Source organism: Pseudenemella bisphenolivorans, from assembly GCF_051133435.1.
Taxonomy (GTDB): domain Bacteria; phylum Actinomycetota; class Actinomycetes; order Propionibacteriales; family Propionibacteriaceae; genus JAAYAO01.
In genome coordinates this window covers 235,973-258,676 of record NZ_JBPGNY010000003.1, presented here as the reverse complement: position 1 = coordinate 258,676, position 22,704 = coordinate 235,973, and the positions used below count along the sequence as shown (strand labels likewise).

Genomic DNA, 22,704 nt, shown 5'->3' with positions numbered 1-22,704 from the left:
ACTGCTTACTTAGGTAAGGCAAACCTAACTTACGGTCAGGTTCGGGGGAAGACCGGTCTCACGACTGGTCGCGCTCAGGCTCCTTCGCCGCGGGTGAGCACCGCGAGCAGGGCATTGCGCAGTTCGCGCGGGTCGACGATGTCGTCCCAGGTGCCCACCGAGGCACCCCGCCACGGCCCGGCCGATTCGTTGGCCGCCAGGGCCTCGCGGGTGGCGTCGTCCTCCTTGGCGGTCTCGCCCCCGACCTTGGCCGGAATACCGCCCAGGGTGGCGGTCGGCAGCGCCAACGACACGCTCTGGTGGTCGAAGGGGTTCGCGGCCATCACCGAGGACCCGAAGCCGAAGGCCTTGCGGATCGTCACCTGCAACTTCGGCGCCCGCAGCCGCCGCTGGGCACCGAACATCCGCGCCGAGGCACGCAGGATGCCGGCACGTTCACTGGCCGACCCGGCCAACACCCCGGGATTGTCGGTCAGAAAAAGCACCGGCAAGCCGAAGGCCCCGCAAAACTCCAGGAACCGGGCGCCCTTCTCGGCGGCCGCCACATCCAGCGACCCGGCCAGCACCCGCGGCTGATTCGCCACCACGGCCACGGTGTGTCCACCGAGCCGGGCCAACGCACACAACAGGGACGGCCCGTAGCCGGGCTGCCAGTCGAAAACCGAACCGGCATCGCAAACCTCGGCGATCACCTCGGCCATGTCATAGGGAGTGCGGGGATCGACCGGAATCAGGTCCAACAGGGCATCGGTACTCCGCGGCCCGAGATCGGAGCCGGTGAACTCCCTGGGCGGGGCCTCCCCGGCCGACGGCGGCAGGTAGCTCAGCCAGCGCCGCACCCGCTGGCCGGCTGCAGCGACATCGGGTGCTTCGGCATGGGCCAGGCCATTGGCCAGGTGCACCTCCGGCCCACCCAGCTCGGCCACACTCACCTGCTCGCCGCTGGCCGCGGCCACCAGGGGCGGCCCGGCGGTGAACAGGACGCCATGGCCCGACACCAGCACGCAGTAATCGCTCAGCGGAGCGGCCAGCGCCCCGTGCCCGGCCGAGGGGCCGATCACGATCGTCGCAATCGGCACCACTTGAGCCAGATCGGCCAGACCCTGCAAATCATTGGGTGCCGGACGATGCGGCTGCAGGGCGTTGGTGGCCCGGTGCCCCGCACCGTCCAGAACCAGGATCAGCGGACGGCGTTCCCGGCCGGCCAACTCGATCAGCCGAGCCCGTTTCGTGGCCCCGGCGGTGCCGATCGAGCCACCGGCGACCGAACCGTCCTCGGCCCCGATGAACACCGGACGGCCGTCGATCGAAGCCCAGCCGGCCACGAAGGCGTCGGCCGGGACGTCCGTGCCGGCCAGCTCACCGAACTCGGTGAAGGTGCCGGGGTCGGCCAGGCGCTCGATGGTGCCGCGGGCGGTGGCCCGGCCCCGTTCGGCGCGTTTGGCGAGTTTCTCCGCCCCGCCCATCGCCCGCGCAGCCTCCCGACGCTCGGCCAATCGGTCGAGCAGGGGCTGCCAGGCGTCGCGGTTCATGACTGCAGTTGCTTGCGCAGAATCTTTCCCGAGGCGGTTCGCGGCAGTGGATCGCTGCCGATCACCCACTTGCTCGGAACCTTGAAGTACGCCAGCCGGGGCTTGAGGTACTCGGTGAACTCCTCGCCGGTGGTCTCGGTGTTGACCACCACGTGGGCGCAGACCTCCTGGCCCAGGTCGGGGTGGGGTACCCCGACCACAACCACCTCGACCACCGCGGGGTGGTTCTCCAGTGCGAACTCGATCTCGGCCGGGTAGACGTTCTCACCGCCGCGCAGGATCAGGTCCGAGCGACGTCCGGTCAGTTCCAGTTCGCCGTCGGTGATCGTGCCCAGGTCGCCGGTGCGCAGCCAGTGGCCGGGGGCGAAGGTCTTCTCGTTGGCGGCCTCGTTGTCCCAGTACCCGGGCATCACCATCGGGCCGCGCACCATCACCAGGCCTTCGGTGCCGTCGGGCTGGGGCACGTCGTTCTCGTCCCAGATCTGCAGTTGGACGGTGGGGTAGGGGGCGCCGGCGGTGTTCGGGTTGCGTTGCAGCATCTCGTTGTTGGCGCCGGTGGCCAGGCCCGCGCATTCGGTGAGGCCGTACCCGAAGGCGAATTCGATCTGCGGGATTTGTTCGCGCAGCGCTTCCTGCATCGCCGGGGTCATCGGGGCGCCGCCGCCGGTGAACCGTTGCAAGGTGGACAGGTCGTAGGCGTCCCGGTTGGCCTGCAGTTCTCGGGCGATTCGCCAGCCGGTGGTGGGCACGATCGAGATCTTGGTGCACTTCTCGGCGTCCACCGCGCGCAGCACCTTGGCCGCGTCGAATTTGCCGGTGAGGAAGATCGAGGTGTCGCCGGCCATCAGTGGCACCAGCAGGGAGCCGTAGAGACCCGAGACGTGGAAGAAGGGGAAGCTCGTGGCCCCGATGTCGCGCGGGGAGTTCGGATCGGCGAGGAACTTGGCCACTCGCGCCATCGACTGCAACATCACCATCGAGATCGCGTTGCGGTGGGTGTTCACCGCGCCCTTCGACCGTCCGGTGGTGCCGGAGGTGTACAGGATCACCACCGGGTCGTCCTCGTCGATGTGGACGTCGGGCATCGCGGCGCCGAGGTTCGGGGTGATCAGTTCCTCGATCATCGAGTCGAGTCGCACCAGGGGCGGGGTCTGATCGGGCAGGTGGTCGCGCATCCGGTCCGAGACCGCGATGATCGTCGGTTCGCAGTCCTCGGCGTAGACGGCGATCTCGTCGGCCGACCACCAGGAGTTGATGCCCACGCTGATACCGCCCAGCACGGTGGTGGCCCAGAAGGTGAGCAGCCACTCGACCATGTTCTCGCCCAGGATCGCGACCCGGGAACCGTGGGTCACCCCGTATTGCTCGTTCAACGCCTTGGCCAGGGCGGCGACCATCCGGCGCACCTCGGCATAGGTCAGCCGATGCTCGTCGATCACCAGGTACTCGACGTCGTCGAAGCGGTCGGTGTGCTCCAGCATTTCGCGCAGGGTGCGCGGCCGGTGCACGAAGACCTCGAGCTGTTCGCCGAGCACGTCCTCGAGGTGGGTCTCGAAGGGTTGGGCAACGGCTTCGGGCCAGGCCATGAAATCTCCGTCATTGTGGGCTGTGGGCGGACGCCACGGACATTAAGAGGCCTCGCTGGGCTCGGCAAGTAACCTCACCTGTGAACGGGACCAGCAACCACCAGGAGCGACATGGCCGATCACACCCCCGACGCCGACCGTTCGGATTCGTCGATGGACCTGCCCGCTCCGGCCGATCGACCCCGCAACCAGCGCAGCGCCGCCCGCGTGGTGGTGATCGCCGGCGACGAGGTGTTGCTGTTCGAGGATTCCGATCCGGGGGTGCCCGTATGCCGCTGGTGGGTGACCCCGGGCGGGGGCATCGACCCGGGCGAGACCGCCGAGGTGGCCGCGGTGCGCGAACTCGAGGAGGAAACCGGCCTGCGGATCGACGCCTCACAGCTGATCGGCCCGGTCGCGCAGCGGATCACCGTGCACGGCTATTCGGATCAGGTCACCGAACAACAGGAGGTTTTCTACCTACTGCGCACCGACCGGTACGAGATCAGCACCGCGGGCCACACCGAGGAGGAACAGCTCAAGTTCCAGTCACACCGCTGGTGGCCGATCGCCGAACTCGCCGACACCGACGCCTGGATCTGGCCGGACAACCTGCTCGAGATCATCGCCGCCGACCCGTCCGCGCCGTTGGACCTGGGTCGCACCGAGAAGGAGTCCACCCTCCCGGTCGACGCGCGCTGAGCCGCTCGGCCCGCCTGTTGGGTCAGGGCCGCGGTCAGATCAGACCCGTGTGTTCGCCGGTGACCAGGTATTGGCCGTACTGGGTCCAGGCGCCCTCGGGCAGGTTCATCGCGTGGTGGTTGCCCGCGTTCAGATCGCGCCAGGCCTTCTGAATCCAGCCGGCGTTGTGAATCGCGCGGGGTCCGGCGATCGCGTAGGCCTCGTTACCGGCCCGCACGGCCGCTTCGACCGCCAGGATGTGGTCGCGTTTGGCGTTGCCGCGCACCCGCATCGACACCTGCTCGTCGGCCTGCACCGCCGCCCAGGCCTCGGACAGGTTCGTCTGCAACACCGTGTAGGCCAGGTCGGCATTCGCATCGGCCGAGGCCAGCCGCACCAGGGTGGCCTGACCGGGCACCTTCGCCGGGTCGGCGGCGGCGCGTTCGGCGAAGATGGAGCGGGTCTCGTCGACGATGCCGCGGGCCATCCCGACCATCGGCATCGAGATCGCATTCACGAACAGCGTGTACCAGGGGATCCGGTACAACGGCCCGGTGTTCACCGCCAGGCCCGGCACCTGCAAGGCATACAACTCGGCGGTGTCCATCGCCCGCTCGTAGGGGATGACCTTCTTCTCCACCACCAGATCGTTGGAGCCCGACCCCGGCAACCCGGAGGCGTGCCAGACGTCCACCACTTCGTACTCGGTGTCGCGTTCGACCAGGTAGTGGCGGTACACCATCCGGCCGTCCTCCTGCGACAGCCCACCGACCAGTGCCCAGCGGCAGTGATCCGAGCCGGACGAGAAGCCCCACCGCCCGGTCAACTCCAGGCCGCCCTCGACCGGCACCGCGCGTCCGGCCGGGCCGTAGGAGGCCGACACCCACACATCGGTGTCGTCGCCCCACACCTGCTGCTGCACCCGATCGGAGAACAGGCCGAGGTTCCATTGATGCACCCCGACCACCCCGAGCACCCAGCCCGCGGCCGGGGCGTACTGGCCGAGCAGGTGGCAGGCCTCGTTGAAGACCCGCGGATCGGCCTCGAAACCGCCGTACCGAGCCGGCTGGATCACCCGCATCACGCCGATCTCGCGGAGCAACTCGACGGTGCGGGCCGACAGTCTGCGCTCCTGATCGGAGTTCTGCTCCTCGGCACGGAGTTCGGCCTCGTTGGCCCGAATGCCCGCCAGTACGGGGTGGTTGCGCCAGTCCTCGTTCGCATCGGTCATGAGCGCACCCTAGCGACGCTCGGCGGAGTTTTGGATATGATATTCAGTGATCGGAAAGCCGTTTCGGCCACACATTGCTTGCACGGTTTCGGGTGCGAGAATGCCCGAATGAGCACCCGTGTGGACGACATCCGGCGCAGGTTCGGTGACTTCGCCGAGGCCTACCCACAGTTGCCGCTCTACAACGCGATCTGCAGTCAGGCGATCACCGATGAGGTGGCCTGCGAGTTGCTCCTGGCGGCTCGTCCGGGTCAGGAGCGGCCCGTCCTGCTGCTCGCGGCGCTGCACGAACTGGTACTGCAACCCGACCCCGGCGTGGCTCAGCGGGAGGCCGGACGATGGTTCGCCTCGGTGGTCGGGCGCGAGCACCTGCCGCCGAAGGCTGAATGGTCGGCACCCGGACCCTGGCCCGATATCCGCCGGCTGATCACCGAGCACCATGAGGAACTGCGGCACACGATCGCCACCCGCACCATGCAGACCAACGAGGTGAACCGCAGCACCTACCTGTTGAGCATGCTGGGTCTGCTCGGTGTCGAGGCGCCGGTGGCCCTGGTCGAATTCGGCACCAGCGCCGGGCTGTTGCTCACCCCCGATCACTACGACGTGCAGATCGAGGGTGCCGAAGGACGGGTGCGCTGGGGTGATCCCGCGTCCGCATGTCGTCCACGCGGCCAACAACGCGACGGCCACGTCCGGTTGGGGGAGTTGCGGCTGCTGCCGATCGTTTCCCGGCTCGGGGCCGACCTGGCCACCATCGACCCCGATGACGAGGGCACGCTGCGCTGGTTGCAGGCCTGCCTGTGGCCCGATGTGCCCGATCGGGTGGAACGTTTCGTGGCTGCCGTGCGGCAACGGCGGGCGATGCCTGTGGACCAGCGTCCGGTTCTGATCGATGCCGACCTGACCGACCCCGTCCGGGTGCAGGCCGTGCTCGATCGGGCGGTGCGTGAGGCGAACGAGCCCGATCCGCATGTGGTGGTGTTCACTTCCTGGACGCTGACCTATGTGGAGCGCTCCCGGCGGGCGGGGTTCGCCTCCGTGCTGGCCGAGTTCGCCGCGTCCACCGGGCTGACGGTCACTTGGTTGTCGGCCGAGCCCGCCGGGGGAGTGCCGGGGCTGCCGTCGGTGCAGGTCGTCACGAACAACGAGGGCACCGCGCAGTTGGGCGCCCAGACCTGGCGGGGTGGTGCGGATCCGGTGGTGCGAAGTTTGGGCACCGCCGACCCGCACGGTCGCTGGCTGGATCTCGGCTGAACCCCGTCAGGGGGTGCCGTCGGGCGAGGGTGCCTGCTCGGGAGTGCCCAATGAGGGGCTCGGTTTCGTGCTCGGTGACACCGTCGGACTCGGGGACGGCGTCGGCGTCGGGGTCGGCGTGGGTGTCGGAGTCGGGGTGGTCGGCTTGATGGTGAGATCTGCCGGGGCGCCGGTGTTGCGGGCGGCGTCGTACGCGCGCACCTCGACGTGGATGTCGGCGGGCGGATTGCCGATCGGCACCTCGACCCGGGTCCCGGTGGTGTACCGCAAGGCGCCGTTGATCCGCACCTCGTACCCGACCACCCCGACTGCGTCGGTCGCGGCCCGCCACTCGACGGTGTAGTGGCTGGACGAGGTCGAGGTCACCCGGAGCCGGCTCACCTCCGAGGGGGGAACGCGGTCGGCCGGGCTCGGGCTCGGGTTCTTGGTCGGTTTCGCGGTGGGCGAAGGGGTGGGTGAGGTGCTGTCACCCACCGGACGGACCAAGGTGCGGGTGGCGGTCGAACGCGGTTCCGGCTGATCGGAGCGCGGGGGAACCGGCACCGTGGTGCTGGTGACCGGTGCGGGCCGTTGTGTGCGCGGGGGTTCCTGCGGCGGCGGCAAGGTCGACGTCGGGGCCGGTGGCGGGGGCTCCGAGGTGGGCGGTGCGGCCGGCTGTGGGGAGTTCGCGGGGTCCTGGTCGGGGGTGTCGAGAGGTTGCGCGACACCGGCACGTTCGAGCTGACTCCAGGCGATCAGCATTCCGGCGAGCAGGCCCAGGCAGGCCAAAGCCACGCCTATCACCCGTAACCGCCAGCGAACCGTCATGGGCTCATTCTCGCGGGTAACGTGTCAGAAAGCATCCCCATTTGTTGACAAATCCATCACCTGGAGTGGTTCCGGGCCTCTTTGGCTGCCGTGAGATGCGCCATGGCTACGGCATACACCAGGGCGAAGGCGTTCACGACCCAGCCCCAATTCGTCGTGGTACCCCACCAATCCGAGCTCAACAGCGACAGCAGGGCAATGAAGATCAGATAGGCGGTGCCGGCGATGATGCCGTTGCGCACCGCTGTCAGCCGGGGATCCAGACGCAGCGACAGGGCCATCGACACCAGCAGCATCACCGGCGCGATCGGGGGGATCAATCCCAGTACCAGGCTCACCACCAGCGGCGGGGTCAAGAGCCGCACCACGGCTTCGGCAGCACCACGCAGCCCCGATGCCGGTGGGCCCGGCGCGGGCCTGAAGTCCGGCACGCCGGGGGCCGGCGGTGCCCCGTACGGGGTGGTGGAAGCAGCTGTGTGGGGCGCAACGGCGGTGCCGGCCGGGCGGGCCGAACCCGGCGGGGGAGCCCAGTTCTGCTCGGCGGGGGCGGCGGTATTGCCGATGTTGATCGGACGCAGCGGATCGCGACCGCCGTCGCGTCTCGATGCCCCGGTGGGCACGGCTGGGGTCCCCTGCGGGGGAGCCCACTGCTCGGCGGCCGGTTCGGCATTGCGCATCGAATGCGCCGCTCCCCAGGCCGAGGTGCCGTCGGTCATCGTGGCCGCGGCCACCGCGAAGGGCTGGGACGGGTTACGGCTGTTCAGGCCCGGTCCGGTGCCGATCTGCGCCAATGGGGCGGCCTGTGGTGCGGCGAACTCACGGGGCGGCTGCACCGGAGCACCCGCCGAGGGGGTGGGACGAACCGGTGCGGTCGACAGCGGCGCGGTTTCGGGGGCAGCAAAGTGCGCCGGGGGTTCATGTGGGGCGTATTCCGGCCCGTCCTCCCAAGTCGCCACGGGGTCAGTCTAGGCGCTTCCGGTCCGGCCTCCAGCCGTCCGATGAGGTCCGGCCCTCCGCCTGATCAGTCATCGGCGGAGGAGACCTCTCGGTGTCCCACCTCGCTCAAGTCGGTTCCCCGGGTCTCCGGCAGGAAGAAGAACACGATCACGGCTGCCAAGAAGTAGAAGCCTGCGGTGATGGTCAGGGCGCCACCGACCCCGAAGGTCTTCGATGCAACGCCGATCACGAAGGGTGAGACCGCGCTCAGGGCACGAGCACCGTTGTAGATGAGGCTTTGGGCGAATGCGCGAATCTCGGTCGGGAACATCTCGGCGAAGGTGGGCCCGAAGCCCGAGTAGAACCCGGTGCCGAAGAGTCCCATCACCACGCCGAAGACCAGCACCGCCGCGGGGGCCTCGAGGGCGATGAACACCGGTACGCAGACCGTGGCCACCAGGAAGTAGATGATGAAGGCCCAGCGACGGCCCACCCAGTCGGCCACGAATCCGAAGCTGACGAAGCCCAGCCAGGCACCCAACTGGATGATGACGATCCACATGGTCGACCCCAACAGGTCCATCCCACGTCCGCCTTCTTCCACCGGAGTTCCCAGGTAGTTCGGAATCCAGGTGAACAGGCCCCAGTATCCGAGCATGGCCGCACCCGTGAAGGCGAAGCCCACCCAGAAGTAGCGTGCATGGTTGGCGAACAGCGCCTTGAGTGCCTGACCCGTCGTCAGGCGCACCTTGACGTCCTTCCAGACCTGGGGTTCATCGGTCCGTCGACGGATCCACCAGGCAAGTGCTGCCGGAACGACTCCGAAGAAGAAGGCCCAGCGCCAGCCGAGAGTTGGCACGAACACGGCGGCAATCAGGGCGGCCAGGATGTAGCCGACAGCAAAGGCGCTCTGCACGAAGGCCATCACCCGCCCCCGCACCCGCGCCGGCCAGGTTTCGGTGACCAGGGCGGCTCCGGCGCCCCACTCGCCACCCACGCCCAGGCCCACCACGATCCGGAAAACGAGCAGCATCCCCATGCTGGTGGACAGGCCACACAGCACGGTTCCCAGCGAGTAACACAGGATGCTGAGCACCATGGATCGGGTGCGTCCGATGCGGTCGGCGATCAGCCCGAAGATGAACCCGCCGGCTGCTGATGCCAACAGCGTGAATGACGCGATGGTTCCGGCGACGGTGCGGTCGGAGTTGAACTCGGCGATCACGTAAGTGATCAGCATCGAGAAGAGCATCAGATCCATCACGTCCAACGCCCAACCCATGAAGGCGGCGAAGAAGGATCGCCATTGGTTCTTCGTTCTGCCCCTCCACCAGGGTCCGCTGGCGGTTGCTGCTTCCTGGTCCATCCTCAGCCTCCGGGTTTCGTTGAGCGAGACGCATATATCAGACACCGTGACAATCTTTCTGAACATAACACCAAATACTGGAAATAGGAACATCTTGTCACTTACATCGATACGTGCGTATCGTTGAGCGAAACAATATCGAGGAGGGGTGAATGACTATCCGGACTCTGCGGCTGTTCGAGGACAGGCTCCTGGCCGGTGCCAAACCGATCTACTTGCCGCGCGGCGACCGTGCGATCTATGTGCGTTCGGGCGAATGTGACTTCGTCACCGATTCACGCAGTCAGTTCGCGCGTGAGGGCCATGCCGTAACCGAGGGTGATCAGGTGACCCTGATCAACGGAACCGTCGACACGGTGTTGTGGCGGTGGGAGCTGGCGGACGGGGACGACTTGCGGGACGAGGATTTCCACCTGCGTTCGGCACCCCAGGCCGAAACCGAACTCAAGATCAAGGCGGACTTCGAGTTCGATGACAGGTACGACTGGTTGATGCGGTGCGACACCGTGACCTTTCCCCCCGGCGGCATCGCCTGGACGCACCTGCACCAGGGTCCGGGAATCCGGATCACGCTCAATGGTGAGATCACGATCGAGACCGAGGGGGAGCGGCACACGCACCCGGCCGGATCGCCATGGGTGGAGAAAGGTGTCCTACCGGTCTTCGCTCCGACCACCGAAGAGGAGTCGACGACCTTCGTCCGTTGCTTCATCCTGCCCAGCCAGTTGAAGGGGGTAAGCTCCATCCGAATCGTCTATCCCCAGGACTGGGATAAGCCGAACATGCAGCAGTACCGCGTGCTCTGCGAACGAATCATGTAGTTGGGGGCCGTCGTGGATGAGCAGGCGAAATCGTCACCATTGCTCAGCCTGCGCATTCTCGAACAGGTCGTCAGTCGCTCCGGTGATTGGGGCGTGTCCGAGATGGCGACCGAACTGAACATCACCAAGGGACGGGCGCACCGGCATCTCACCGGGTTGCGTGATGCCGGATACCTGGCGCAATCCAGTGACACACGTCGCTACAGCGCGGGGTGGCGCCTTCTGATGCTGGCCCAACGGGCCGTCACCCATTCCGACCTGGTCGCCACCGCCCGACCGGTGATGGAGGAACTCCGGGGCCGCGTGCAGCAGACCGTGGTGCTTTCGGAACTCACTGCGATGGCGGTGACGCCGGTGGTGGTCCTGGCAGGCGGCTCGCCCATTGACGTGGTGATGCTGCCCGGTACGAGATTCGGCTACAACTCCTCGGCCCAGGGGAAAGTTGCCCTGGCCTTTGCCAACGAAGAGCAAAAAATGTTGTGGGGGCGGCAGATCAGCGAGCGTCGCACCGACAAGACGATCATGGATCCCGAGGCGTTGTGGCGCGAGGTTGCACAGGTTCGGCAACGGGGGTGGGCCGGAGCCCCCGACGAGACCTTCGACGGCATCAACGCCGTCGCCGCCCCGGTCTTCTCCTTCGACGGCACCATCCGTGCGACGCTCGCGATTGTGGCGGCGACGCACTTTCTGCCGGCCGAACCGCCCCGGGCCTTCGTCGAATCGCTGCTCGAGGCCGCTGATCAGGTCTCGAAGCTGCTCGGCTACCAAGCGGCCACTGCGGAACTTTCCAACGAGATTTAGGAGCAAGCATGCCGATCATCAACGTCACTCTCGTCGAAGGGCGACCTGATGCCCACGTCGAGGCGTTCATCAAGAGGGTTGCCGAGGTCGCGGCCGAAGAACTCCATGCGCCGCTCGAGACCGTGCGGGTGATGGTGAACGAAGTGCCCAAGACCCGGTTCGCCGTTGGCAATGTGTTGAAGAGCGAGCAGTAGTCGCGTCCGTCCGGTTCGGGAGGGGCGGGGTCGTCATCAGCGGAATACACTTCGCCCGCAGGGTGCGATGTCGATAGGATTGGCCGTTGATCCCGCCCTCCACCCGGAGGGTCACATGCCTATTTCACAAGTGAGGTTGACGTGCCGACTGGCAAGGTGCGCTTCTACGACGCCGAGAAGGGTTTCGGCTTCCTGGCCAAGGACGACGGTGGCGATGTCTTCGTCCGCGCCTCCGCGCTGCCTCCCGGGGTGACCTCACTGAAGCCCGGCCAGCGGGTCGAGTTCGGCGTGATCGAAGGACGCAAGGGTGAACAGGCCCTGCACGTACAGTTGATCGACGCACCGCCGTCGTTGTCGAAGGCCCAGCGCAAGAAGCCTGCGGAAATGGCGGTTATCGTGGAGGACCTGATCAAGATGTTGGACGGTCTGGGCAACGGCTACCGCCATGGTCGCCACCCCGATGGTCGACATGCCAAGAAAGTGGCTTCGGTGCTGCGTGCCGTGGCCGACGAACTGGAATTGTAGACGTGACCGAAACCACCGAACAGCCCACCGAAACTGCCGCCCCGCGATCGCGCCGGGCCATTGAACTCGACCCGATCTGCGCCGAGGCGGTCGATCTGGCCCGCGAAGCGGCCGCCGAGGTCGCCCTGGAACCGATCGGGGAGTACTACGGCTGCGTCGCCGAGGACGTTCGGGTGGTCACCCACCGTTTCGCCGCGACCCATCGCGCCTACCGGGGCTGGCAATGGTCGGTGACCGTGACCCGGGCCGCCCGGGCCAAGCACGCCACGGTCAACGAAGTGGTCGTTCTGCCCGGCCCGGACGCCCTGGTCGCCCCCGATTGGGTGCCCTACGCCGACCGGGTCGAGCCCGGCGACATCGCCCCCGGCCTGGTTGCCCCCACCCCTGACAACGACCCGCGGCTGGTGCCCGGCTACACCGGCGGTGCCGATGACGCCGCCGACGCCGACCCGGCCGATGCGAGCATCACCCGCGCCTTGGTGGCCGAACTCGGCCTGGGCCGCAGCCGGCTGCTGTCGGTGGAAGGCCGCGACGAGGCCGCCGAACGATGGTTGGACGGCGACGGCGGCCCGGACAACGAGATGTCACGCCAGGCCCCGGCCGATTGCGTGAGCTGCGGCTATTTCGTCCGGCTGTCCGGTTCGCTGGGACGGTTGTTCGGGGTGTGCGCGAACCACCATTCCCCGTCCGACGGCTCGGTGGTGCACCTGCATCACGGCTGCGGTGGCCACTCCGATGCGGTGGCCGAATCGCGGATCGCCGAACGTCCCCCGGCGGTCTGGGACACGATCGAATTCGACGTCGTCCCCTGGGACTGAACGCCTTCCCGATAGAGCGTCCACACCGACCCCGGGTAACCCGCGGGTAACGATGGTGAGCTCATTTCGGATGCTGCCGCGATCAGCCCTACGATGTCGCCCATGAGCACGGTTGACACCGAGAATTCCGCCACCGGTCGGCTCGACCGCTGGTTCGAGATCACCAAACGTGGGTCCAACACCGGCCGCGAGGTTCGCGGCGGCTTGGTCACCTTCCTCGCGATGGCCTACATCATCGCCCTGAACCCGCTGATCATCGGCACCGCGCCCGACAAGGACGGCAACCTGATCTCGGGTCAGCCGTACCTGGACGCCGCCGGCGAGGTGATCGGGGCCAATGTCGGTGCGTCGATCGCGATGGTGGCCGCCGCCACCGCGTTGATCGCCGGGGTGATGACCATGCTGATGGGTGTGGTCGGTCGCTATCCGCTCGGTATCGCCGCGGGCCTGGGGCTCAATGCTCTGCTCGCCTACGTGATCGCCCCGCAGATGACCTGGCCGCAGGCGATGGGCCTGGTGGTCTGGGAGGGCATCATCATCGCTCTGCTGGTGCTCACCGGCTTCCGCACCGCGGTCTTCCGCGCCGTCCCGGCCACCCTGCGCACCGCGATCGCGGTGGGTATCGGCCTGTTCATCACCTTCGTCGGGCTGATCAACGCCGGCATCGTGCGCAAGCCGCAGGGTGCGGTTCCGGTCGAGTTCGGTATCAACGGCTCGCTGATCGGTTGGCCGATGACGGTCTTCGTGATCGGCCTGCTGCTGGTGACGGTGCTCTATGCCCGCAAGGTCAAGGGCGCCCTGTTGATTTCGGTGATCGTGGCCACCGCCCTCGCGGCGATCATCGAGGCGGTCAGCAAGATCGGCCCGATGGCGCCCGACGGTTCGAACCCCACCGGCTGGTCGCTGAACGTCCCGGCCACCGATTCGGTGATCTCCCTGCCCGACTTCGGCCTGCTCGGTCGGGTCGACATGTTCGGGGCTTTCAGCCAGGAGAACGTCACCACGATCGGCATCGCGATGCTGATCTTCGCCCTGCTGCTGGCCGACTTCTTCGACACCATGGGCACCGTGGTCGCGGTCGGTGCCGAGGGCAACCTGCTGGACGAGAAGGGTCACCCGCCGCACCTGGGCGCGATCCTGATGGTCGACTCGCTGTCGGCGGCCGCCGGTGGTCTGGGGTCGGTGTCGTCCAACACCGCCTACGTGGAGTCGGCCTCCGGTGTCGCCGCCGGTGCCCGTACCGGTATCGCCTCGGTGGTCACCGGGGTGGGCTTCCTGCTCGCGATCTTCTTCTCCCCGCTGATCAACATCGTCCCCTCCGAAGCCGTGGCCCCGGTGCTGGTGTTCGTCGGCTTCCTGATGATGTCGCAGGTCACCTCGATCAACTGGGACGACATGGAGGAGGCGCTGCCGGCCTTCCTGACCATCGTGATGATGCCCTTCGCCTACTCGATCACCGTCGGGATCGGCGCCGGCTTCATCCTGTACGTGGTGCTCAAGGCCGTCCGCGGCAAGGCCGCCAAGGTGCACCCGCTGATGTACGTGGTGGCGCTGCTGTTCATCTTCTACTTCGTCCAGGGCGTGTTCTCACCGCTGCTGTCCTGAACCCGGTTCACATGTCGCGCTCGACCTCGAGGTTGGGCGCGACATGCAATTCCGGGGTGCTTCAGCCCCGTGCCATCGGCGGTGGGGTACCAAAACCCCCAACTCACCCCCGCGAAACAGCCCGCAACCCCCGAAACGGCCGGCTGAGTTGGGGGTTTTGGTACCCCGGCGAACCGTCCGCACCCGTCCGGTGTCTTGGGTGACGTGATAAGCAGGAGGGCGACGCACAGATCGGAGAGCATTGGCCCGCACCTTCGCAGCCCTGAGGGACTACAACTACCGCACCTACTTCACCGGTGCTCTGTTGTCGAACATCGGCACCTGGCTGATGCGGGTCGCCCAGGACTGGCTGGTGCTCGAACTCTCCGACGGCTCGGCGGTGGCGGTCGGTATCACCACCGCCCTGCAGTTCGCCCCGGCGCTGGTGCTGTCGCCCTACGGCGGGGTGCTGGCCGACCGCTTCGACAAACGGGTCGTGCTGCGGCTGACCCAGACCTGGATGGCGCTGTGTGCCCTGGCACTGGGTCTGATCACCCTGCTCGGCCACGCCGAGGTGTGGCACGTCTACCTGCTGGCCCTGATCTTCGGCGTCGGATCGGCCCTGGACATGCCCGCCCGGCAATCATTCGTCTCCGAATTGGTGTCACCGGCGCTGTTGGCCAATGCGGTGGCGCTGAACTCGGTGAGCTTTCACCTGGCCCGGCTGATCGGGCCGGCGATCGCCGGGGTGATCATCCACCGCTGGGGATCGGGCTGGGCGATTTTGCTGAACGCCTTCAGCTATCTGGCTTTCCTGATCGCCCTCGGGGTTCTGGACGCGAGCAAACTGAGGTTGGCCGAACGCGCCCCCCGGATGAAGGGACAGATCCGGGCCGGGGTTCGCTATGTGCGGGAGCGGGCCGACCTGCTGTTGGTGCTCGGCATCGCCTTCAACGTGGGCACCTGGGGGATGAACTTCCAGATGACCAATGCAGTGATGGTGCAGCAGCACTATCTGCGCACCGCAGAGGACTACGGCGTGGCCGGATCGGTGATGGCGATCGGCTCCCTGCTGGGTGCCCTGTGGGCCGCCCGCCGTGGACGGGCCCCGCGGGTGCGGTTCATCGTGGCCACCAGCTTGGCCTTCGGTCTGCTCAACTTCGCGATCGGCCTGATGCCGAACTATTGGGCCTATCTGGTGTTGCTGCCGTTCAGCGGCCTGTTCGCGATCCTGACCCTGACCTCGTCCAACGCCAACGTGCAGTTGCACACCGATCCGGCGATGCGCGGCCGGGTGATGGCGCTGTACTCGATGGTGCTGCTCGGCGGCACCCCGCTCGGATCCCCGGTGATCGGTATTTTCGGTGAACTGCTCGGGCCGCAATGGACGCTACTGTCCAGCGGCGTGTTGACCGTGATCGGGATCCTGCTCACCGTGTTCATCGTGGTGCGCCTGAAACACCTGCGGGTGCGCGCCGGAATGCGTCCGCCGCGGCTGGATGTGCGCAACCTGGGCGTGAAGCCGCCGGACCCCCGCGATCGGCGCTGACGAGCAGGATCCGAACCGGGGCCGACACAGTGTCGGTGACTGCTGGCACAGTGGCATCATCTCGAAGATCGCGGAGATGCTGAAGATCGTGGAGTCCTGATGAGCGTGCTGCAACGCTTCACCGCCCCCACCCGGGAGTGGTTCGACACGAGCTTCAGCGCGCCCACTGCCGCCCAGGCCGGGGCCTGGCAGGCGATCAGCTCCGGGGAGCACACCCTGGTGGTGGCACCCACCGGTTCGGGTAAGACCTTGGCGGCGTTCCTGTGGGCGATCGACCGGCTGGCCGCCGACGAAGAACGCGAGGACGCCGGCTGTCGGGTGCTGTACATCTCCCCGCTGAAGGCCCTGGCGGTGGACGTGGAACGCAACCTGCGTGCACCGCTGGTCGGCATCGGGCACGCCGCGGCCCGACTGGGCGCCACGCCGCCGCAGATCAGCGTCGCGGTGCGTTCCGGTGACACCCCGGCGGCCGAGCGGCGCCGATTCGCCCAACACCCCGATGACGTGCTGATCACCACGCCCGAATCGCTCTACCTGTTGCTGACCTCGCAGGCCCGCGAGGCGCTGCGCACCGTCGAGACGGTGATCGTGGACGAGATTCACGCGGTGGCCGGAACCAAACGCGGGGCACACCTGGCCCTGTCACTGGAACGGCTCGACCACCTGTTGGAGCGGCCGGCCCAACGCATCGGCCTGTCGGCCACCGTGCGTCCGGTCGAGGAGGTGGCGCGGTTCCTGGCCGGCGGCCGTCCGGTCAGTGTGGTGAATCCGGGCAGCACCAAGAGTTGGGACCTCAGCGTCGAGGTGCCGGTCGACGATCTGGCCGCGATCGGGCAGCCCGGGCAACCCGAATCGCTGCTCGGCCCGGCCGCGGGCGAACCGCGGCGCAGCTCGATCTGGCCCCATGTCGAAGAACGCATCGTCGACCTGATCGAACAACACCGCTCCACCCTGGTCTTCGCCAACTCGCGGCGGCTGGCCGAAACCCTCACCACCCGGCTGAACGAGATCGCCGACGAACGCCGCGGAGTGGAGTCGGCCGGCGAGCTTTCCGGAATCGGCGGCGCGCCACATTCGACGAACCTGTCCACCGCCACGGCCTATTCGCGTCCCCATTCGGGCGACCTGGCTCGCGCCCACCACGGGTCGGTCTCGCACGACCAGCGCGCCGTGATCGAAGAAGACCTCAAGGCCGGACGGCTGCCGGCGGTGGTCGCCACCTCGTCACTGGAACTGGGTATCGACATGGGCGCGGTCGACCTGGTCGTGCAGGTCGAGGCGCCGCCGTCGGTGGCCTCGGGGTTGCAACGGGTCGGACGGGCCGGGCACCAGGTCGGCGCGGTTTCGCGTGGGGTGTTCTTCCCGAAGTACCGCGGTGATCTGGTTCCCTGCGCGGTGACCACCGAACGGATGCTGGCCGGGGCGATCGAACACCTCAGCGTCGGCCGCAACCCGCTCGATGTGCTGGCCCAACAGATCGTCGCCGCGGTGGCAATGGACGACTGGACCGTGCCCGAACTCGAGGCCATGGTGCGCCGAGCCGCCCCCTTCACCGGGCTCACCCGTCCGGTATTGGAATCGGTGCTCGACATGCTGTCGGGTCGCTATCCCTCCGAGGCCTTCGCCGAACTGCGGCCACGGCTGACCTGGCATCGCGGCACCGACACCCTGGTCGCCCGTCGGGGCGCGCAACGGCTCGCGGTCACCTCCGGCGGAACGATTCCCGACCGCGGCCTGTTCGGGGTCTTCGTCGCCGGCGACGGGCCAGGACGCCGGGTCGGCGAACTGGACGAGGAGATGGTCTACGAATCCCGGGTCGGTGACGTGATCACCCTGGGCACCTCCACCTGGCGGGTGCTGGAGATCACCCACGACCAGGTGTTGGTCGCCCCGGCCCCGGGCGAACCGGGCCGACTGCCGTTCTGGAAGGGCGACACCATCGGGCGTCCGGCCGAACTGGGGGCCGCGGTCGGCGCCTTCGTCCGCGAAGTGGCCGCCCTCAGCCCCGAGCAGGCCCACGCCCGACTGAACACCCTGGACGAGCGGGCCGTCGACAACCTGGTCGGCTACCTCGCCGAACAACGCGAGGCGATCAGCGCTCTGCCCGACGACCGCACGATCGTGGTGGAGCGCTTCCGCGATGAACTCGGTGACTGGCGGGTGGTGATCCACACTCCCTGGGGTGCGCCGGTACACGCCCCCTGGTCGTTGGCGATCGGTGCCGCGCTGCGCGAACGGTTCGGCGTTGAGGTGTCGGCGATGTACGCCGACGACGGCATCGTGCTGCGGCTGCCCGACACCGGAGACCCCTGGGCCGAGGACGACCCCAAGAGCGCCGCCCCCGATATTGCCGACCTGATCATCTTCGACCCCGAGGAGATCACCAACCTGGTCACCGAGCAGGTCGGCGGCTCGGCCCTGTTCGCCGCCCGGTTCCGCGAATGTGCCGGACGGGCCCTGCTGCTGCCCAACCGACGCCCCGGACAACGCCAAGCCCTGTGGCAACAACGCCAGCGAGCCGGGCAACTGCTCGAGGTCGCCGCGCAGTTTCCCGACTTCCCGATCGTGCTCGAAGCGGTACGCGAATGTCTCCAGGACGTCTTCGACCTGCCCGGCCTGGCCGAGCTGATGGCCCGGGTTCGCAGCCGCGACGTCCACGTTGTTGAGGCCACTACACCCCGGCCTTCCCCGTTCGCCTCGTCGCTGCTGTTCGGCTATGTCGCCCAGTTCATCTACGAGGGCGATGCGCCGCTGGCCGAGAAGCGGGCCGCCGCACTGACCGTCGACCCCGACCTGCTCGGCGAACTGCTCGGCACCGGTGCCGGCCCGAGTCTGCGCGATCTGCTCGACCCCGAAGCGATCGAGCGCACCGAGGCCGAACTGCAACACCTCACCGAGACCCGCAAGGCCCGGGACGCCGACGACCTCACCGACCTGCTGCGCGTGCTCGGCCCGCTGACCGCCGAACAACTGGCCGAACGCTGCCGCGAGCCCGATGCCGTGCCCCGATGGTTGACCGAACTGGTGGACGCTGCCCGGGTTTTCCCGGCCCACCAGGTTGGCGGGCAACGCACCTATGCCGCGATCGAGGACGCCGGACGGCTCCGCGACGGTCTGGGGGTCGCCCTGCCACTGGGAGTGCCGGCGGTCTTCACCGAGCCGGTCGACGACCCGCTGGGGGAGTTGATCGCGCGCTTCGCCCGCACCCACGGCCCGTTCACCGCCACCGAACTGGCCGGCACTTTGGGTCTCGGCGTCGCGGTGGTGAGTGATCACCTGGCCCGGTTGGTGAGCGAAGGCCGGTTGCTCACCGGTGAGTTTCGGCCCGGCGCCAGTGGCACCGAGTTCTGCGACCCCCAGGTGCTGCGCACCATCAGGCGCCGAACGGTGGCCGCGCTACGCGCCGAGATCGAACCGGTACCGCAGGCCGACTATGCCCGTTTTCTCACCGGCTGGCAGGGCCTCGGCCGGGGCCGGGGTGTGGACGGTGTCCTGCAGGCGGTGGAGCAACTGGCCGGTGCGGTGCTCCCGGCCAGCGCCGTCGAATCGGTCGTCCTGCCCGCCCGAGTGCCCGACTATCGTCCCGCGATGTTGGACGAACTGTGCGCCGCCGGTGAAGTCGGCTGGCGCGGTCACGGGGCCCTGGCCGGCAACGACGGCTGGATCTCGCTGTACCCGGCAGCTCTGGCCGGCTTCAGCCACACCGCACCCCACCCGTCCGGGGCCGACAACCCCACCCGGGCCGCACTGTTGGAACTGCTGGCCGATGGCGGTGGCTACTTCTTCAGCACCCTGTCGACGGCCGGGCCCGGTGCGGCCGAGGAACTCTGGCAACTGGTGTGGGACGGGCTGGTCACCAACGACACCCTGGCCCCGCTGCGGCAACGACTCGCCGGCGGCCGCACCACCCACAAGGCCCGGGTGCCGGCGGCCCGAGGGCGCAGCCGACACCGGGCCCGGATCGCGGGCAACCTGCCGACCCCCGGCCCACCGGGACGCTGGTCGCTGACGCCGACGATGGAACTCGACGCCACCCAGGAGGCGTTGCTGACCGCCGACATCCTGCTCGACCGCTACGGGGTACTCACCCGCGGCAGTGTGGTCGCCGAGGACATCCCCGGTGGTTTCGCCCGGGTCTATCAGGTGCTCAGCGCTGCCGAGGCCGCCGGCAAGGTCCGACGTGGCTACTTCGTCGAAGGCCTGGGCGCGGCACAGTTCGCCGACACCGGGGCGATCGACCGGCTGCGCACCGGCACCGACCAACCCGTCCTGATCGTGGCCGCCACCGACCCGGCCAACCCCTATGGCGCAGCCCTCGGCTGGCCCGAAACCCCGGCCCACCGGCCCGCCCGCAAAGCCGGCGCGCTGGTGCTGCTCGCCGACGGAGCCCTGATCGGCTACCTGGAACGCGGCGGCCGCACCATGCTGACCTGGCCCGCCACCGACGACCAGATCACCGAAGCGGCCGCGCAGCTGGTCGCGCTGGTACGCAGCGGACGGATGTCGGGGCTGAGCATCGACCGCATCGACGGCGCCGACATCCACACCGCCGAACACCCCTGGGTGGCCGCCATGTTGGCGGCCGGTTTCCACCACCTGCCGCGCGGCATCCGGATCAGGCGATGAGCCATGCCCGAGGGTGACACCGTCAAACGCACCGCGCTGCGGCTGCATCGGGTCTTCGCCGGCCGGCTACTGACCCGCTGCGAACTGCGCTGGCCCTCGGTGGCCGAGTACGACTTCACCGGTGCCACCACCATCGAGGTGGCCAGTTACGGCAAACACCTGCTGCACCGGCTGACGTTGGACGATCGCGCCTGGACGGTGCACTCCCACCTGCGGATGGAAGGATCCTGGATCATCGACCGTCCCGGGGCGCGCGCCGGTGGTCACAAGGTTCGCGCGCTGCTGGGCACCGACGAGTACCTGGCGATCGGACACAACCTGGGCATGCTGGACGTGGTACCGACCGCCGAGGAGCACACCTTGATCGGTCACCTGGGCCCCGATCTGCTCGGTGAGAACTGGAACGCCGAGGTCGCGGTGCACAATCTGCAGCAGCATCCCGACACGATCGCCGCGGCGCTGCTGGATCAGCGCTGCCTGGCCGGAATCGGCACGATCTGGGCGGCCGAGACCCTGTTCGCCGAGCGCCTCGACCCGTGGACCCCGGCCGCCGATCTCTCCGAGGCCCAACTGCTCAGCCTGGTCAATCGGGCGCAGCGGTTCCTGCAGGCCAGTTGTGCCCACGCGATCCCGTCCAGCACCGGTGATCTGCGTCCCGGACGCAATACCTACGTCCACGGTCGACACCGCAACACCTGCCGGCGCTGCGGCACCCCGATTCGGGTGGAGATGGCCGGCCCACCGACCCGCGAGCGCACGATCTTCTATTGCCCGTCCTGCCAGTCGGTCGGTTCCCGGACGGGCTGAAGCAGCCCGGCCCCGGCGCGAGCGTCCGCAGCATCCGGATTCCGCGCTCCGATCCGATACTCCACCCGGGTGGATGAAGGTCTGATCCGGGCACGGGCCCTAGGCTGGAGTGGTGAGCCCACTTTCCGATGCGAATGACCGGCGCCGTTACACCGACCCGAAGCTGGCCGGGCTGGCCCCCGGCGAGGACACCGTGCACGGCACGGTGGTACCCACCCCGGCCAGGGGCACTCGCCGGTTGTCGCACGTGATGGACGAACTGATCCGGGTGCCGGGCACCAACTTCACCATCGGCGCCGACGCGCTGCTGTCCTTCATCCCGGGCGTGGGAGATGCGGCCGGCACGGTGATGAACGGAGTCGTGCTGATGGACGCGGTGCGCTGCCGGGTGCCGCTGCCGGTACTGCTGCGGATGCTCGGCAATGTGGTGATCGACTGGGCGGTCGGCCTGATCCCCGCGGTGGGGCCCTTCGTCGACATGGCCTTTCGCGGCAACACCCGCAACCTGCGCCTGCTCGACAAGACCATCGCCTCGGGCCACACCAGCAAGCACCGGGGCGTGGGCTACGTGATCGCGGCCATCGCGATGATCCTGCTCGTGGTGCTGGGTCTGGCCATCCTCGGCATCGTCGGCATTGTGGTGCTGTTGAACTTCCTCGACCAGATGCGGACGCGCTGAACCCGGCCCCGGCGGACGTTCGTGAGACCGCCTAGATGCCCGCAAGAACCGTGTACTGTCCGGGGTGATCACGACCAGCCACCGACGTCAGCCGATGGAGGACATGGCCGATGAGCAGAACCCATCACCGGCATGCGCACGAGGCCCACACCGGATCCAGCAGCGCCCTGCTGAACTGGTTGCGGGCCATGGTGCTCGGCGCCAACGACGGCATCGTCTCGGTCTCCAGCCTGCTGATCGGTATCGCCGCCGCGGGCAGTGGACCCGGCACGCTGCTGATCGCCGGACTGGCCGGTGTGTCATCGGGTGCCCTGTCGATGGGGGTCGGGGAGTACGTCTCGGTGTCCACCCAACGTGACACCGAGAAGGCCCTGCTCGACCTGGAGAGGTGGGAGCTCGAGGAGCATCCCGAGGCCGAACTCGCCGAACTCGCCGGGCTCTACCGCGCCAAGGGCCTCAATCCCGATCTCGCCCAGCAGGTTGCCGAGGAACTGACCCGCCACGATGCCCTGGCCGCCCATGCCGAGGTGGAGTTGAACATCGACCCCGATGAGGTCGTCAATCCCTGGCAGGCCGCCTTCGCCTCGATCGTCGCCTTCGTGGTCGGTGCAGCCCTGCCACTGCTGTCCATCCTGCTGTTGCCGGACGCGTACCGGATCGCCGGAACCGTGCTCGCAGCGGGCGTTGCCCTGGCGATCACCGGTTTCGTCAGCGCGCGCCTGGGCAGTGCCCCGCCGGTGCGGGCCCTGCTGCGCAATGTGCTGGGCGGCATGATCGCGATGGCGATCACCTACCTGATCGGCTCCGCCGTCGGGCTGCAACTCGACTGATCCAAGATCGTGTGACTTTTTGCCCGACAGGCGAGCAAAAAGTCACACGATCTTGGTTCCCATCTCGCGCAGCAGTTCCCTCGGCACAGCCATCC

The 22,704-nt window shown here is 68.0% G+C and carries 19 protein-coding genes; 13 read left to right on the top strand and 6 right to left on the bottom strand.

The window, feature by feature from the left end; all coding sequences use genetic code 11:
• Nucleotides 1-74: 74 nt before the first annotated feature.
• Entirely contained in the window at nucleotides 75-1,532 is a 1,458-nt protein-coding gene (locus ACR4XW_RS08740; RefSeq protein ID WP_434760163.1) for an acyl-CoA carboxylase subunit beta, read from the bottom strand.
• The gene (locus ACR4XW_RS08735) at nucleotides 1,529-3,118 is read right to left on the bottom strand and encodes a class I adenylate-forming enzyme family protein (RefSeq protein ID WP_434760162.1); all 1,590 of its coding nucleotides are present in this window, start codon (nucleotides 3,116-3,118) and stop codon (nucleotides 1,529-1,531) included. Before ACR4XW_RS08735 ends, ACR4XW_RS08740 begins: the two co-directional genes overlap by 4 nt.
• Before the next feature lie 111 nt (nucleotides 3,119-3,229).
• Here ACR4XW_RS08735 and ACR4XW_RS08730 point away from each other — a divergent pair, with 111 nt between their 5' ends.
• Nucleotides 3,230-3,799, top strand: a complete 570-nt coding sequence (locus tag ACR4XW_RS08730; protein WP_434760161.1) for an NUDIX hydrolase — start codon at nucleotides 3,230-3,232, stop codon at nucleotides 3,797-3,799.
• 34 nt (nucleotides 3,800-3,833) lie between these two features.
• Here ACR4XW_RS08730 and ACR4XW_RS08725 read toward each other — a convergent pair whose 3' ends face one another.
• Nucleotides 3,834-5,009: an acyl-CoA dehydrogenase family protein gene (locus tag ACR4XW_RS08725; RefSeq protein WP_434760160.1), complete on the bottom strand. Its 1,176-nt coding sequence runs from the start codon at nucleotides 5,007-5,009 to the stop codon at nucleotides 3,834-3,836.
• Nucleotides 5,010-5,117: 108 nt separating this feature from the next.
• Between ACR4XW_RS08725 and ACR4XW_RS08720 the strand changes: the two genes are divergently transcribed.
• Nucleotides 5,118-6,266: a DUF2332 domain-containing protein gene (locus tag ACR4XW_RS08720; protein WP_434760159.1), complete on the top strand. Its 1,149-nt coding sequence runs from the start codon at nucleotides 5,118-5,120 to the stop codon at nucleotides 6,264-6,266.
• Between the two features lie 6 nt (nucleotides 6,267-6,272).
• Here ACR4XW_RS08720 and ACR4XW_RS08715 read toward each other — a convergent pair whose 3' ends face one another.
• The 3 genes from ACR4XW_RS08715 to ACR4XW_RS08705 form a co-directional block, all read right to left on the bottom strand.
• On the bottom strand, nucleotides 6,273-7,073 hold the full coding sequence (locus ACR4XW_RS08715) for a hypothetical protein (protein WP_434760158.1): 801 nt from the start codon (nucleotides 7,071-7,073) through the stop codon (nucleotides 6,273-6,275).
• A 56-nt stretch (nucleotides 7,074-7,129) separates the two neighbouring features.
• On the bottom strand, nucleotides 7,130-8,029 hold the full coding sequence (locus ACR4XW_RS08710) for a hypothetical protein (RefSeq protein ID WP_434760157.1): 900 nt from the start codon (nucleotides 8,027-8,029) through the stop codon (nucleotides 7,130-7,132).
• A gap of 65 nt (nucleotides 8,030-8,094) precedes the next feature.
• The gene (locus tag ACR4XW_RS08705) at nucleotides 8,095-9,375 is read right to left on the bottom strand and encodes an MFS transporter (protein WP_434760156.1); all 1,281 of its coding nucleotides are present in this window, start codon (nucleotides 9,373-9,375) and stop codon (nucleotides 8,095-8,097) included.
• A 152-nt stretch (nucleotides 9,376-9,527) separates the two neighbouring features.
• Here ACR4XW_RS08705 and ACR4XW_RS08700 point away from each other — a divergent pair, with 152 nt between their 5' ends.
• From ACR4XW_RS08700 to ACR4XW_RS08650, 11 genes are all read left to right on the top strand, one after another.
• Nucleotides 9,528-10,196: a cupin domain-containing protein gene (locus tag ACR4XW_RS08700; RefSeq protein ID WP_434760155.1), complete on the top strand. Its 669-nt coding sequence runs from the start codon at nucleotides 9,528-9,530 to the stop codon at nucleotides 10,194-10,196.
• A gap of 12 nt (nucleotides 10,197-10,208) precedes the next feature.
• Complete coding sequence (locus ACR4XW_RS08695; RefSeq protein ID WP_434760154.1) at nucleotides 10,209-10,997, top strand: IclR family transcriptional regulator; 789 nt, start codon at nucleotides 10,209-10,211, stop codon at nucleotides 10,995-10,997.
• 8 nt (nucleotides 10,998-11,005) lie between these two features.
• Entirely contained in the window at nucleotides 11,006-11,191 is a 186-nt protein-coding gene (locus ACR4XW_RS08690) for a tautomerase family protein (protein WP_434760153.1), read from the top strand.
• Nucleotides 11,192-11,332: 141 nt separating this feature from the next.
• Complete coding sequence (locus ACR4XW_RS08685) at nucleotides 11,333-11,716, top strand: cold-shock protein (RefSeq protein ID WP_434760152.1); 384 nt, start codon at nucleotides 11,333-11,335, stop codon at nucleotides 11,714-11,716.
• A 2-nt stretch (nucleotides 11,717-11,718) separates the two neighbouring features.
• On the top strand, nucleotides 11,719-12,534 hold the full coding sequence (locus tag ACR4XW_RS08680; protein WP_434760151.1) for a DUF3027 domain-containing protein: 816 nt from the start codon (nucleotides 11,719-11,721) through the stop codon (nucleotides 12,532-12,534).
• 102 nt (nucleotides 12,535-12,636) lie between these two features.
• Nucleotides 12,637-14,139 carry an NCS2 family permease gene (locus ACR4XW_RS08675; RefSeq protein WP_434760150.1) on the top strand — a complete coding sequence of 501 codons (1,503 nt, stop codon included), beginning with the start codon at nucleotides 12,637-12,639 and terminating at the stop codon, nucleotides 14,137-14,139.
• 241 nt (nucleotides 14,140-14,380) lie between these two features.
• Nucleotides 14,381-15,667 (top strand): MFS transporter, encoded by a 1,287-nt coding sequence (locus ACR4XW_RS08670; protein WP_434760149.1) that lies wholly within the window; start codon nucleotides 14,381-14,383, stop codon nucleotides 15,665-15,667.
• 99 nt (nucleotides 15,668-15,766) lie between these two features.
• Nucleotides 15,767-20,293, top strand: coding sequence for an ATP-dependent helicase (locus ACR4XW_RS08665; RefSeq protein WP_434760148.1), 4,527 nt, complete (start codon nucleotides 15,767-15,769; stop codon nucleotides 20,291-20,293).
• A gap of 3 nt (nucleotides 20,294-20,296) precedes the next feature.
• Entirely contained in the window at nucleotides 20,297-21,100 is an 804-nt protein-coding gene (locus tag ACR4XW_RS08660) for a DNA-formamidopyrimidine glycosylase family protein (RefSeq protein WP_434760147.1), read from the top strand.
• Between the two features lie 112 nt (nucleotides 21,101-21,212).
• A complete protein-coding gene (locus tag ACR4XW_RS08655) occupies nucleotides 21,213-21,779 on the top strand; it encodes a DUF4112 domain-containing protein (protein WP_434760146.1) in 567 nt (188 codons plus the stop codon).
• Nucleotides 21,780-21,889: 110 nt separating this feature from the next.
• Nucleotides 21,890-22,609, top strand: coding sequence for a VIT1/CCC1 transporter family protein (locus ACR4XW_RS08650; protein WP_434760145.1), 720 nt, complete (start codon nucleotides 21,890-21,892; stop codon nucleotides 22,607-22,609).
• Nucleotides 22,610-22,704 lie beyond the last annotated feature (95 nt).